The sequence below is a fragment of the Janibacter sp. YB324 genome (assembly GCF_014217915.1).
GTDB lineage: Bacteria > Actinomycetota > Actinomycetes > Actinomycetales > Dermatophilaceae > Janibacter > Janibacter indicus.
The window spans coordinates 1424378-1437057 of sequence record NZ_CP060120.1; the positions used below are offsets into that span (position 1 = coordinate 1424378).

At 72.7% G+C, this 12680-nt stretch carries 13 protein-coding genes; 10 read left to right on the top strand and 3 right to left on the bottom strand.

The window, feature by feature from the left end:
* The first annotated feature begins 39 nt into the window (after positions 1–39).
* From H7A72_RS06845 to H7A72_RS06855, 3 genes are read left to right on the top strand one after another with little or no spacing between them, the layout of a single operon-like run.
* Entirely contained in the window at positions 40–2724 is a 2685-nt protein-coding gene (locus H7A72_RS06845) for a bifunctional GNAT family N-acetyltransferase/acetate--CoA ligase family protein (RefSeq protein ID WP_084450445.1), read from the top strand.
* A 21-nt stretch (positions 2725–2745) separates the two neighbouring features.
* The gene (locus H7A72_RS06850; protein WP_223277819.1) at positions 2746–4512 is read left to right on the top strand and encodes a DUF5998 family protein; all 1767 of its coding nucleotides are present in this window, start codon (positions 2746–2748) and stop codon (positions 4510–4512) included.
* Between the two features lies 1 nt (position 4513).
* Positions 4514–5194 carry a thymidine kinase gene (locus H7A72_RS06855; RefSeq protein WP_072624444.1) on the top strand — a complete coding sequence of 227 codons (681 nt, stop codon included), beginning with the start codon at positions 4514–4516 and terminating at the stop codon, positions 5192–5194.
* A gap of 12 nt (positions 5195–5206) precedes the next feature.
* On the opposite strand, the gene sepH is transcribed toward H7A72_RS06855, so the two are convergent.
* Entirely contained in the window at positions 5207–6478 is a 1272-nt protein-coding gene (gene sepH / locus H7A72_RS06860; protein ID WP_185222069.1) for a septation protein SepH, read from the bottom strand.
* Positions 6479–6570: 92 nt separating this feature from the next.
* Here sepH and H7A72_RS06865 point away from each other — a divergent pair, with 92 nt between their 5' ends.
* The 7 genes from H7A72_RS06865 (at position 6571) to H7A72_RS06895 (ending at position 11281) form a co-directional block, all read left to right on the top strand.
* Positions 6571–7680 (top strand): ferrochelatase, encoded by a 1110-nt coding sequence (locus H7A72_RS06865; protein WP_185222070.1) that lies wholly within the window; start codon positions 6571–6573, stop codon positions 7678–7680.
* Position 7681: 1 nt separating this feature from the next.
* Positions 7682–8557, top strand: a complete 876-nt coding sequence (locus tag H7A72_RS06870) for an inositol monophosphatase family protein (protein WP_185222071.1) — start codon at positions 7682–7684, stop codon at positions 8555–8557.
* A 130-nt stretch (positions 8558–8687) separates the two neighbouring features.
* On the top strand, positions 8688–8987 hold the full coding sequence (locus tag H7A72_RS06875; RefSeq protein WP_068317285.1) for a DUF4193 domain-containing protein: 300 nt from the start codon (positions 8688–8690) through the stop codon (positions 8985–8987).
* 3 nt (positions 8988–8990) lie between these two features.
* The gene (dut, locus tag H7A72_RS06880; RefSeq protein ID WP_185222072.1) at positions 8991–9473 is read left to right on the top strand and encodes a dUTP diphosphatase; all 483 of its coding nucleotides are present in this window, start codon (positions 8991–8993) and stop codon (positions 9471–9473) included.
* Positions 9473–10210, top strand: coding sequence for a DUF3710 domain-containing protein (locus H7A72_RS06885; RefSeq protein ID WP_185222073.1), 738 nt, complete (start codon positions 9473–9475; stop codon positions 10208–10210). Before dut ends, H7A72_RS06885 begins: the two co-directional genes overlap by 1 nt.
* Positions 10210–10578: an OB-fold nucleic acid binding domain-containing protein gene (locus H7A72_RS06890; protein ID WP_072624450.1), complete on the top strand. Its 369-nt coding sequence runs from the start codon at positions 10210–10212 to the stop codon at positions 10576–10578. The genes H7A72_RS06885 and H7A72_RS06890 overlap by 1 nt, the downstream gene beginning before the upstream one ends.
* On the top strand, positions 10568–11281 hold the full coding sequence (locus H7A72_RS06895; RefSeq protein WP_185222074.1) for a DUF3159 domain-containing protein: 714 nt from the start codon (positions 10568–10570) through the stop codon (positions 11279–11281). The genes H7A72_RS06890 and H7A72_RS06895 overlap by 11 nt, the downstream gene beginning before the upstream one ends.
* 22 nt (positions 11282–11303) lie before the next feature.
* Here H7A72_RS06895 and H7A72_RS06900 read toward each other — a convergent pair whose 3' ends face one another.
* Together H7A72_RS06900 and H7A72_RS06905 are read right to left on the bottom strand one after the other, a co-directional pair.
* On the bottom strand, positions 11304–11987 hold the full coding sequence (locus H7A72_RS06900; RefSeq protein ID WP_185222075.1) for a TrkA family potassium uptake protein: 684 nt from the start codon (positions 11985–11987) through the stop codon (positions 11304–11306).
* A gap of 3 nt (positions 11988–11990) precedes the next feature.
* A complete protein-coding gene (locus H7A72_RS06905; RefSeq protein ID WP_185222076.1) occupies positions 11991–12656 on the bottom strand; it encodes a TrkA family potassium uptake protein in 666 nt (221 codons plus the stop codon).
* Positions 12657–12680: the final 24 nt, after the last annotated feature.

The window sequence follows — 12680 nt, forward strand, 5'->3', positions numbered from 1 at the left end:
CGCGGGGGCGGCACGGGGGCCCGTGGCAGGATTGGGGACATGACGGAGCTCCCACCGGGGTACCCGGTGCTGGCGGAGGCCGACGTCGTCCTGCGGGACGGCTCGGTCTGCAGACTGCGGCCGATCAAGCCGTCCGATGCCGACGGCATCCGGCACTTCCACTCGCGCCAGTCCGACGAGTCGATCTATCTGCGCTTCTTCGCGCCGATGCGCACCCTGAGCGACCGCGACATCAAGCGCTTCACCGAGGTCGACTACCACGACCGGATGGCGCTCGTCGCGACGATCGGCGACGACATCATCGGCATCGGGCGCTACGACCGGGTGGGCCCGCACACTGCCGAGGTCGCGTTCAACATCTCCGACGACTACCACGGCAAGGGCATCGGGTCGGTGCTGCTCGAGCACCTCGCGGCCATCGCCCACGCCGGCGACATCACCGAGTTCGAGGCGGAGGTGTTGCCGCACAACCGCAAGATGCTCTCCGTCTTCTCCGAGGCCGGCTACCAGGTGAGCCGCCGCCTCGAGGACGGGGTCGTCACCCTCCACTTCGCCATCGAGCCCACCGCCGAGTCGCTGTCGGTGCGCTTCGCCCGCGAGCACCGCGCCGAGTCGCAGAGCGTGCGGGCCATGCTCCATCCGACCTCGGTGGCGGTCATCGGCGCCAGCCGGCGTGAGCGGGCCATCGGCCACCAGGTGCTCAAGCAGGTCCTCGACGGCGGCTTCACCGGTCAGGTCCACGCCGTCAACCCGGACGCGGGGGAGATCCTCGGCCTGACGGCCGTGCGCACGGTCGGCGAGATCGACGGGGGAGTCGAGCTCGCCGTCATCGCGGTGCCCGCCGAGCGGGTGACCCAGGTCGTCCTCGAGTGCGCCGCGGCGGGGGTCAAGACCCTGCTCATCATCTCCTCGGGCTTCGCCGAGGTCGACGAGGCCGGGGCCGCGCGGCAGCAGGAGGTGCTCCGGCTCGCCCGGACCCACGGCATGCGGGTGCTCGGACCCAACTCCTTCGGCCTGATCAACAACGACCCCGCGGTGAGTCTCAACGCGACCCTGACCCCGGTCATCCCGCGCCCGGGCCACCTCGGCCTGTTTTCGCAGAGTGGCGCGCTCGCGATCGCCAACCTCGACTCGGCGGCGCGACGCAACCTCGGCATCTCGGTCTTCGCCTCCGCGGGCAACCGGGTCGACGTCTCCGGCAACGACCTCATGCAGTACTGGGTCGACGACGAGCGCACCCACGCGGTGGGGCTCTATCTCGAGTCGATGGGCAACCCGCGCAAGTTTTCCCGTGTCGCCCGCCACCTCGCCTCCAACAAGCCGGTCATCGTCGTCAAGCCGGCGTCGGCGACCTACGGCGCGCCCCCCGGGCACAAGGTCCGCAAGCCCAAGGTCCAGCCGCACGTCTTCGGCTCGATGCTGCAGCAGGCCGGGGTCATCCACTGCGAAAACGTCCACCAGATGTTTGACGTCGCGCAACTGCTCGTCCACCAGCCGCTGCCGGCGGGGCGCCGCGTGGCCATCGTCGGCAACTCCAGCCAGCTGGCCGCGCTGTGCGCCGACAACGCCACCGAGCGCGGCCTCGAGGTCGTGCACGGTCCGGTCGCCATCCCGACCGAGGCCTCGGCGCGCGAGTTCCAGAGAGCGGTCGACGCCGCCTTCGGTGACCCCGACGTCGACTCCGTCATCGTCTGCTTCATCCCGCCCGTCGGTGCCCTGGACCAGGAGGTCGTCGAGGCCCTGCGGCACGCCGCCTCCCGATCCGACAAGCCGTGCGTGGCGACGCTGCTCGGTCTGCGCGGCGTCGACGAAGGGGGTGACGCCGCCTTCCTCCACGAGACCGGTGAGGTCGCCGACGACACCCCGCGCCAGGCCGTGCCGCTCTACCCGATGCCCGAGGAGGCCATCCGGGCCCTGGCCCTGGCGACGGACTACGGGCAGTGGCGCGACAAGGACAAGGGCGAGACCGTCGTGCGCGACGGCATCGACCGGTGGGCTGCGCGGGCGCTGCTCGACCGGGTGCTCGAGGAGGACCCGGAGGGCCGGGCCCTGACGAGCGACGAGTCCCGTGAGCTGCTCGCCGCCTACGGCATCGACGTGTGGCCCCGGTTCGAGGCGGCTGACGCCGACGAGGCCGTCGCCATCGCGGAGGAGGTCGGCTACCCGGTCGTCGTCAAGTCACTCTCCCCGCTGGTGCGTGGGCAGGCCCTCCTCGAGGGCATCCGCGTCGACCTGCACGACGCGCACGCGGTGCGCTCGGCCTTCGAGGCTCTGGACCGGCGGCTGGCGCCGATGGACGCCAACTACTTCGTCGTGCAGCGGATGGCCCGGCCGGGGGTCTCGACGGTGCTCTCGACGCTGGAGGACCCCCTCTTCGGGCCGGTCGTCTCCTTCAGCATCGCGGGCGCGCCGACGACCCTGCTCGACGACATCGCCTACCGGATCCCGCCGCTCACCGACGTCGACGTGCGCGAGCTCGTCGAGGACCTCAAGCTCGCCCCACTGCTCATGGGGCACGACGGCGCGGCGCCGGTCGACCGGGCGGCGCTCGAGGACATCCTCGGGCGGCTGTCGATCATGTCCGACGACTTCCTCGAGCTGTCGTCCGTCGAGCTCAACCCCGTCGTCGCCCATCCCGAGGGCGCCACGGTGCTCGGCGCCGACGTCATGATCGCGCCGGTGACCCGTCGCCGGATCGACACCGGCGCGCGGAGCCTCACCTGACGCTGGGGCACAATGGCCCACATGCCCGCACCTGCTGATCTCACGGCGATCTCGCTCCCGGACGCCCTCATGGCCGACATCGAGCGCGCGGGCTACTACCCGGCCCTCGTCGCCGACGTCATCAAGGCCGCGGTCGGGTCCGAGGACGTGCACGGTCACCTCGTGCACCAGGAGACGACCTTCGACCAGGACGCCGTGCGGCGGCACATCACGGTCTTCGCCCGCACCGGCACCCGGCTCGTCGTCGCCCACGCCGACGACTTCCCGGACCACTTCTCCGGGGCCCACGAGATCGCCACGGCCACGACCGAGTGCATCCCGCTCGCCTCGGTGCGCGGCGTCATGCTGACCCACGTCGTCGGTGACCCCTCGAGCTATGTGCCCGGGTCCCTCGGCAGCGAGGTCACGCTCACCATCGGCTGGGGCGCGGTCAGCCGCGTCGACCTGCTGCCCGCGCAGTGCAACGACCCGGACTGCGAGGGCGGCGACCACGGCTACGACGGCACCATCACGAGCGACGACATCGCCCTGCGGATCAGCGCGGAGGCCGAAGGCCGTGAGGCGCTCGACCGCGCCATCGAGTTCGCCCCGCGACCTGTCGGCGAGCATCGGGCACTGAACCGCCGCATGACCCTCCACGACCACCAGCACTCGTCGCTGTTGCCGGCCACGCCGCGACTGGACCGGCTGCTGCCCGCCGTCGCGACGAGCCTCGGGGTGCCCGGACTCGCCGGGCCGGGGGACCGCCCCCTTCGTCCCACCCGTCGGGCCGTCGTCGTCCTCGTCGACGGTCTCGGCGCGGCACTGCTCGCCCGTCGCGGTGGCCACGCCCCCTTCCTGCGCCGCCTGCTGCAGGACCCGCAGGCTGCGGTGACCCTCGACTGCGGCTTCCCGTCGACGACGGCCACCTCGATGGGCACCTTCGGCACCGGATCGCTCGCCGGGGCGCACGGGCTCGTCGGCTACGAGGCCTACGACCCCCAGAGCGACACCGTCTTCAACGAGCTGTCCTGGGAGGAGGGCCCCGAGCCGCGGCGCTGGCAACCGGCTCCCACGGTCTTCGAGGCCGCCCACGACGCCGGGGTCTCGGTGACCCGGGTCGGGCCGGGGTTCTTCGACGGCTCCGGTCTCACCGAGGCCGCCTTGCGAGGCGGCCGCTTCACCGCCGCCTCCAGCCTGGCGGCTCGGGTCGACGCGACGGTGAGCGCCCTTCGGGCACAGTCTCGCTCCCTCGTCTACCTCTACTGGGGTGACCTCGACAAGGTCGGTCACGTGCACGGCGTCGGGTCGCTGGAGTGGGGCGACGAGCTCGAGGCCGTCGACGCCGAGCTGGCCCGCCTCGCCGGGCTGATGCCGCCCGACACCACCCTGCACATCACGGCCGACCACGGCATGGTCGACGTCCCGCTGGACGCGCGACCCGACATGGCGCACGACGCCGAGCTCGACGCCGGCGTGCGGCACGTCGCGGGGGAGCCCCGCTGCCTGCAGCTGCACGTCGTGCCCGGGGCTCGCGAGGACGTCCTCGCGGTCTGGCGCGGACGCCTCGGCGACGACGCCGTCGTCCTCGACGCCGACGACGCCATCGCCCGCGGGTGGTTCGGTCCGGTCAGCGACCTCGTCCGGCCCCGCATCGGCGATGTCATCGCCGCGATGACCGGGCCGGTGGCGGTCGTCGACTCGCGTCGCCACCGTCCGGAGCTGCGGGCCCTACTCGGTGTGCACGGGTCGATCACCACCGACGAGGTTGCGATCCCGTGGCTCGTCCTCGACCCCCGGGAGCACTGACGTGGCCGAGCTGAGCTTCTTCGCCGGCACGATGGACTGCGGCAAGTCCACCCTCGCGCTGCAGATGGACCACAACCACCGGGCCAGGGGCCGGGTTGGCATCATCTTCACCCGCCTCGACCGCTCGGGCGAGGCAGTGCTCTCCTCGCGCCTGGGTCTGTCGACGAGCGCGGTCGAGGTCGCCGAGGAGCTCGACTTCTGGGAGACGGTCGTCGCCTCGCTCACTGCCGGTGCGCGGGTCGACTACCTCATCTGCGACGAGGCGCAGTTCTACACGCGTGAGCAGGTCGACCAGCTCGCGCGCATCGTCGACGAGCTCGACATCGAGGTCTTCGCCTTCGGGATCACGAGCGACTTCCGCACCGAACTCTTCCCGGGGAGCCAGCGGCTCATCGAGCTCGCCGACCGCACCCAGGTGCTGCAGGTGTCGGCGCTGTGCTGGTGCGGCCGTCGGGCGACGCACAATGCCCGCGTGGTCGACGGGGTCATGGTCGTCGAGGGCGAGCAGGTCGTCGTCGGGGACACCGCGGAGCCCGCCCGGGAGAGCCACGTGGAGTACGAGGTGCTCTGCCGCCGCCACCACATGCGGCGGATGAACTCGCGTGCGGCCCAGACCGCGGCCCAGTCGGCGGACGTCCTGCCCTTCGACCTCGACGCCTGCCCGGTCCCGCCGCCCGGGTGACGCCCGGGGCGGTCAGTCCCGGGTCGTCCCGAACATCACGTCGTCCCAGCTCGGCACGCCCTTGCGGCCCTTGCGGCCACGACCCTTGGGCGAGGACTCCTGGGGCTGCGGCGCCGATTCGGTCTCTGCCTCGGCCTGCGGTGCCGTGCCCTCGGACGCGGCCAGGTCGTCCGAGTCGGTGTCGGAGCCGGACCCGGTGTCGGTGGACTCCGAGTCGGCCGCGTCGCCCGCGGGGCCAGATGCCTCGTCGAGCGTGATGTCCTCGGGCTCGACAGGCGTGTCGTCCTTGGACTCGTCCGGTGTCGCGGACGCCGGAGTGGGCCCGTCGGTGGCCGGAGCCGGCTGCGCCTCGGCCTGTGCCTGAGTCGGCTCGGAGCCGGCCGAGGACTGCCCGGGCGCCTGCTCGGGGGTGGGCTGGGTCTGCGTCGGCTCGGCCGGCTGCTCGTCACGCGGGTGGGTGCCGCGCGCCGGGGGCGGCAGCTCCTCGAGAGGCAGGGCGTCGTCGTGCGCCGGCGCGGCGGCGGCTTCGCTCGCGCGCTTGCGGCGACCGCCGCCACGGCGACGGCTCTTGGCGCCGGAGTGCTCGCGCATGGAGTTGATCAGGTCGTCGGTGTTGGCCCGGGTCGCCCGCTCGGCCTTGGTCTCCTCGACCTCGACGTCGAAGACCGCGGTCGGCCGGTGCACGGGGGTCGGGACCGGGCCCGCCTGCGGGGTGTCGGCCTCGGAGAGCCACTTGGCCTCGTCGTTCTTGGCCACCACGCTCATGCCGGCGAGGTCGAACCACCACGTGGCCGTGCGGTCGCGACCGCCTGCGGCGAAGACCGCGGAGACGGTCCACTGGCCCTCGGCGTCGCGGAAGGCGTCCCACTCGACCGAGGAGGGCTCGACACCGCGCCCGGTGAGGCGGGTCGCCGCGCGCTGGGCGAGGGTCTCGGGGGAGCCGGCCTGGTTGGTGCCGCGCATGCGCACGGTCTGCGCCCGGGTCGCCACGTGCTCGCGCTCGGCGAGGATGGGTCCCTCGAAGCGGGCGATCTTGTCGAGGTCCCAGCCGGTGCGGGCGGCGACCTCGTCGGCGCTCGCACCGGCGCGGATCATGGCCTGCACCTCGCGCGGGCGCACGTTGTTGTCGATCGCGATCTGCAGCTGGCCCAGCCGCGGGCGATCGCGGCGCGCAGCGGCGCGCAGGGGCTCGTCGATGCGCAGGCGGTACTCCTCGCCGGCATCGTCGGTCACCACGAGGTGTTCGCCGTCGTCATGCACCCCGATGAGTCGCAGGTCGCGCATCAACAATCCCTCTCGTCTTCGTGCTCGGCACGACTCTGCCACCTGCCGCGCCCGATCCGGTGACGCACACGCCGCGGGGTTACCTTGTGTCCATGCCCGACCCAGTGACCGAGCACCCCCTTCGCCCCTACGACGCGGTCCTCGTCCAGTCCTTCGGTGGTCCCGAGGGGCCCGACGAGGTCCTGCCCTTCCTCCGCCGGGTGACCGCCGGTCGCGGCGTGCCCGACGAGCGCCTGGTCGAGGTGGGCGCGCACTACGAGCGGGTCGGCGGCGTCAGCCCGCTGCCCGCGCTCAACCGGCGGCTCGTCGCCGACCTGACCGCCGAGCTCACGGCCCGCGAGTGCCCCCTGCCGGTGGCCCTGGGCAACCGCAACTCCACCCCCTTCGTCCCGGAGGCGCTCGACGAGCTGGAGGCCGGCGGCGCCCGGCGCGTCCTCGTGGTGCCGACGAGCGCCTGGCGCAGCTACTCCTCGTGCCGACAGTACCGCGAGGGCCTGGCCGAGGCGGTCGAAGGGAGGGAGGCTCTCGTCGTCGACAAGGTCCGGCCCTTCGGCGAGCACCCCGGCTTCGCCGCGACGCTCGCCCGCCACACGCTCGACGCCGCCCGCGGCGCCGTCGAGCAGGTCGGTGCCGACGGGGTCGCCCTGCTCTACGTCACGCACTCGATCCCCGACGCGATGGACGAGACCTCGGGGCCGGGGGACGGTGACGGGCGTGCCTACTCCGCCGACCAGGCCGAGCTGGCCGCGGCGATCACCGCCGAGGTCGACGCGGTCCTCGGCACCGACCTGCTGGCGGGCCTGGCCTTCTGCTCGCGCTCGGGCTCGCCGCGCACGCCGTGGCTCGAGCCGGACGTCAACGACCGCCTGCGCGAGCTCGCCGACGAGGGGCTGCGGCATGTCGTCGTCGTGCCGATCGGATTCGTCTCCGACCACATGGAGGTCACCCACGACCTCGACGTCGAGGCCGCCGAGACCGCGGCAGAGGTCGGCCTGGGGATGACCCGTGTGCCGACCCCGGGGGCTGACGGCGACTTCGTCCGCGGACTCGTCGACCTCATGCTCGAGCGGGCAGCCCAGGCACGCGGCGAGGAGCCGGTCCGGGCGGTGTGGCGCGACCTCGACTCCCACCCGTCTGTGTGCCCGGTCGGCTGCTGCCCCAACCTGCGCGAGGCCCTGCCGGCGTCGTGCGGATCGGACTGACGTGACCGCCACACCCACGCCGACCCTGCCCGCCGGTGTCGACCCGGCCGAGCTCGCCGCGATCGCCCTCACGGTCGCGGTCGAGGCGGGCGAGCTCATCACCGTCGAGCGGCCCCGTGACCTGGGTGTCGCCGAGACCAAGAGCTCGCGCACCGATGTCGTCACCGTGATGGACCAGCGCAGCCAGGACCACCTGCTCGCCCGGCTCGGGCAGCTGCGTCCGGACGACGGCTTCGCGGGGGAGGAGCGCGGCGGTCGCGTCGGCACCTCCGGCATCACGTGGGTCGTCGACCCGATCGACGGCACCGTCAACTACCTCTACGAGATCCCCGCCTATGCGGTGTCGGTGGCCGCGGTCGTCGGTGACCCGACGGTCGACGGCGGTTGGCGACCGGTGGCCGGTGCGGTCGTCAACCCCGTGACGGGGGAGCGCTATCGCGCCTGGCTCGGCGGCGGGTCGTGGCGCGGCGTCGATGACGAGGAGCCGCGCCGGCTGCAGGTGGGCGAGACCCCGCTCGAGCTCGCGCTGTGCGGCACCGGCTTCGGCTACGACGCCGACCGCCGGGCCTGGCAGGCAGCAGTCCTCACCCACGTCCTGCCGCGGGTGCGGGACATCCGGCGGCTCGGCAGCGCGGCCCTCGACCTGTGCCGCATCGCCGATGGGAGTCTCGACGTCTACCACGAGCGTGGCCTCAACCCCTGGGACATGGCGGCCGGGTGGCTCGTCGCGACCGAGGCCGGAGCCGTGGTCACCGACCTCGCCGGCGGGGCCCCGCGGGAGCGGATGACCCTCGCCGGGGCTCCCGGCGTGCACGCCGAGATGAGTGCCGTGCTGGCCGCGGCCGTCGGCGCCGTCGGACCAGAATCCGGGCGCTGACCCCAAAGAGGTGGCGTTCGCCCCGCCGATGGGGCACAATCCGGCGCGCCGGGCACAAATTCAGCACCTGCTGCGTTGATGACGGCGCATCACGTTTTCAGCCCTGCTAACCCCCAAGGAATCAGGAGAGATGGCGACCGATTACGACGCCCCTCGCAAGACCGACGACGACCTGTCAGAGGACTCCATCGAGGAGCTCAAGTCCCGTCGCGGTGACGCGACCTCCGCCAATGTCGACGTCGACGAGACCGAGATGGCCGAGGGCTTCGAGCTGCCCGGCGCCGACCTCTCCGGCGAGGAGATGTCGGTGCGGGTCGTCCCGCGCCAGGCGGACGAGTTCACCTGCACGAGCTGCTTCCTCGTCCACCACCGCAGTCAGCTGGCCAGCGACGGCAAGAACGGTCCGGTCTGCACCGAGTGCGCTGCCTGACCCGTGACTGACGGAGCCCGTCAGATCACCGTCCCGGTGCGCCTCGTGCACCGGGACGCCGTCGCGCCCGCCTACGCCCAGCACGGCGACGCGGGCGCGGACCTCACCTCGGTCGCGGAGGTGACCCTCGCACCGGGGGAGCGGGCGCTCGTGCCCACCGGCGTCAGCCTCGCGATCCCGCACGGCTGGGTCGGGCTGGTGCACCCGCGCTCGGGGCTCGCGGCCCGCCACGGCATCTCCGTGGTCAACGCCCCCGGCACCGTCGACTCCGGCTACCGCGGCGAGGTCCTCGTCAACCTCGTCAACCTCGACCCGCGGGAGTCCTTCACCGTCCGTGTGGGTGACCGGATCGCCCAGCTGGTGCTCCAGGAGGTCGCCGAGGGGCTCTTCGAGCTCTCCGATTCGCTTCCACCCAGCCCACGGGGAGAGACTGGGCACGGATCCACTGGGGGCTTCGGCCCGGAGTCGACGACAGGACGTGAGTGATGTTCGGGCGCAAGAAGAAGGCCGCTGCCGCAGCTGACGAGGCGAGCACCGCCCCGGACCCGACGACCGACGCCGTCGACCCTGCCGCACCGGCCGACGAGGCCGACGCCGACGCCGCTACCGGCCCGCGCGACTCCAACGACGTCACCGACGTCAGCGCACTGCTCGACCTGGGCGCGCTCCTGCTCACCCCCACGCCCGGCACCGAGGTGCGTCTCGAGGTGGACCAGCAGAGTGACGACGTGACGGCCGTGCAGGTCGCCGACGACCACGGCGCCGTCCAGCTGCAGGTCTTCGCCGCCCCGCGCTCGGCGGGCATCTGGGACGAGATCCGTGAGGAGATCGCCGAGATGATCTCCGGCAGCGGCGGCACGGTGGAGAGCGTCCCCGGTCCCTTCGGCGACGAGCTGCGCAGCCGCCTGGCCCAGCCCGGCCCGCAGGGCCGCACCGTCTTCGCCCCCGCCGTGTTCGCCGGTGTCGACGGCCCGCGCTGGTTCCTGCGCGCCGTCTACTCCGGGTCCGCTGCCGTCGACGAGGGCGAGCGCGCCCGCTTCGACGAGGTCGTGCGCACGGCGGTCGTCGTACGCGGTGACGACCCGCGGGCACCGCGCGAGATGCTGCCCCTGCAGATGCCGGTGGGCCAGCAGCGACCCGCTGCCGCCGAGCCGGAGGCCGAGGCCCCGGTCGACGACCTCAAGCCCTTCGAGCGCGGTCCCGAGATCACCGAGGTGCGCTGATGGCCTCGCTGCTGCGGCGTCTGGTCGACCTGGGGCGTTCCGATGACGAGGTCGCGGCCGACGAGCTGCGCGACGCCGCCAGCGCCCACGGGTGTCGACCGATCACCGACGAGACCGACCGCGAGGTCGTCACGGTCGCCGGCACGGTCACAGCCGTCACCCTTCGCCCCAAGGTCACCGTCCCGGCGCTCGTCGCCGACGTCTTCGACGGGTCCGGCACGGTGCAGCTCGTCTGGCTCGGCCGGCGCAGCATCGGCGGGATCAACCCGGGGGTCTACGTCAAGGCGACCGGGCTCGTGTGCCGCCCCAAGGGCACGCCGGTCATGTACAACCCCGCCTACGAGATCCTGCCCGGCCATGGCGGCTGAGGGCCCGGAGCCGATCGCCGCACCGATCCACCCCACGGTCGAGGCCCTGATCCGCCACCGACTCGGCGAGGCGCTCGGCGGGCTGCGGGGTTCGCTCGAGGCGGCCATGCCCATGCTGGCCTTCGTCATCGTCTGGTCGGCGACCCGCGAGCGCAACCTTGCGATCGGCGCGGCCGCCGTGCTCACCGTGGCCTTCGCGGTGGTCCGTCTGGTGCAGCGCCAGACCCTCCAGTACGTCCTCGGCGGGGTCTTTGCGACCGCGCTCGCGGCCTTCTTCGCGCTCCGTTCGGGCAATGCCGAGGACGCCTTCCTGCCCGGGATCCTCACCTCGCTCGCCTACCTCATCGGGTCGCTGGTGTCGGTGCTCGTGCGCTGGCCGGTCGTCGGGCTCATGGTCGGTGTCGCGGACCAGGCCGCGGTGGCCGCCGGCGATCCCTTCCGCTGGCGACGCAATGCCGCCGCCGTGCGGGTGTGCAGCCGCCTGACCCTCGTGCTCGTGGCCGTCTACGTCATCCGGGTCGGCATCATGGGTCCGCTCTACCTCGCGGGCAATGTCGCCGGGCTGACCATCTCCAAGGTCGTGCTCGGCTGGCCGCTGTGGGTGGGCGCCGTCGCCGTCATGGGCGCGATGCTGCTCAAGGGGCACACCCCGATCGACCCCGACGACGAGCTGGTCCAGCCGGTCGACGTCGGCCGCGCCTGATCCCCCTTCGCTCTCCGGGACGTCAGGAGGAGCGGCGCCGCGGTGTCGCTCCTGGCCGCATCATCGCCTCGAGCTGGGGCTCGGCCTCGGCGGTGGTGAGCAGGAGGAGCTCGTCGTGCGCCTCGAGGGCGTCGTCGGCCGTCGGACCGATCGGGCGACCGTCGCGGATGATGCCGACGAGCAGGGTGTCGACGGGGAAGTCGATGTCGCCGACGCGGCGACCGACATTGGGGTTGTCGGCCGGCAGGGTGATCTCGGCCATCGCGGCGCTGCCCTGCTGGAAGTCGAAGATGCGCACGAGGTCGCCGACACTCACCGCCTCCTCGACGAGGGCTGTCATCAGGCGCGGCGTGGACACCGCGACGTCGACACCCCAGGACTCGTCGAACATCCACTCGTTCTTGGGGTTGTTGACGCGGGCGACGGTGCGGGGCACGCCGAACTCGGTCTTGGCGAGCAGGGAGACGACGAGATTGGCCTTGTCGTCACCGGTCGCGCACACGACGACGTCGCTGGTGTGGACCTCGGCCTCCTGGAGCGTGGAGATCTCGCAGGCGTCGCCGGAGAGCCAGCTGGCCTCGGCGAGCTTGGCGACCCGGCTCTCGTTGGCGTCCTTGTCGATGAGCAGGACGCTGTGGCCGTTCTGCAGGAGCTCCTGGCCGATGGACCGGCCGACCGACCCGGCTCCGACGATGACGACGCGCATGACTCAGACCTCCTGCGGGGGCTGGCCGTCGAGGATCCGCTCGACGTCGGGCACCCGGTCGCGGGGGATGACCAGGTGGACGAGGTCGCCCTCCTGGTGGACGGTGTCGGGCCGGGGCAGGATGCCCTCGCCGAGCCGGGTGATGTAGGCGATGCGGGCGCCGGTGGCCTCCTCGAGGCTCGTCAGCCGGCGACCCACCCAGGCCGACGAGACCTGGATCTCGGCGACGACGAGTCGGCCGGAGGCATCGGTCATCTCGGTGGCCTGACCCTGGGGCAGCATCCGCCGCAGGACCTGGTCGGCGGTCCAGCGGACCGTCGCGACCGTCGGGATGCCGAGGCGCTGGTAGACCTGCGCCCGGTCGGGGTCGTAGATGCGCGCGACGACGTGCTCGACGCCGAAGGTCTCACGCGCCACCCGAGCGGCGAGGATGTTGGAGTTGTCGCCGCTCGAGACGGCCGCAAGGGCGTAGGCGTCCTCGATCCCCGCCTGCAGCAGGGTGTCGCGGTCGAAGCCGACCCCGGCGACCCGGCGTCCGTTGAAGTCACTGCCGAGGCGGCGGAAGGCGCTGGGGTCCTGGTCGACGACGGCGACGTCGTGGCCGATGCGCTCGAGGGAACGCGCGAGCGAGGCGCCGACACGGCCGCAGCCCATGATGACGAAGTGCACGGCTCGAACGGTACCCCTCCCGAG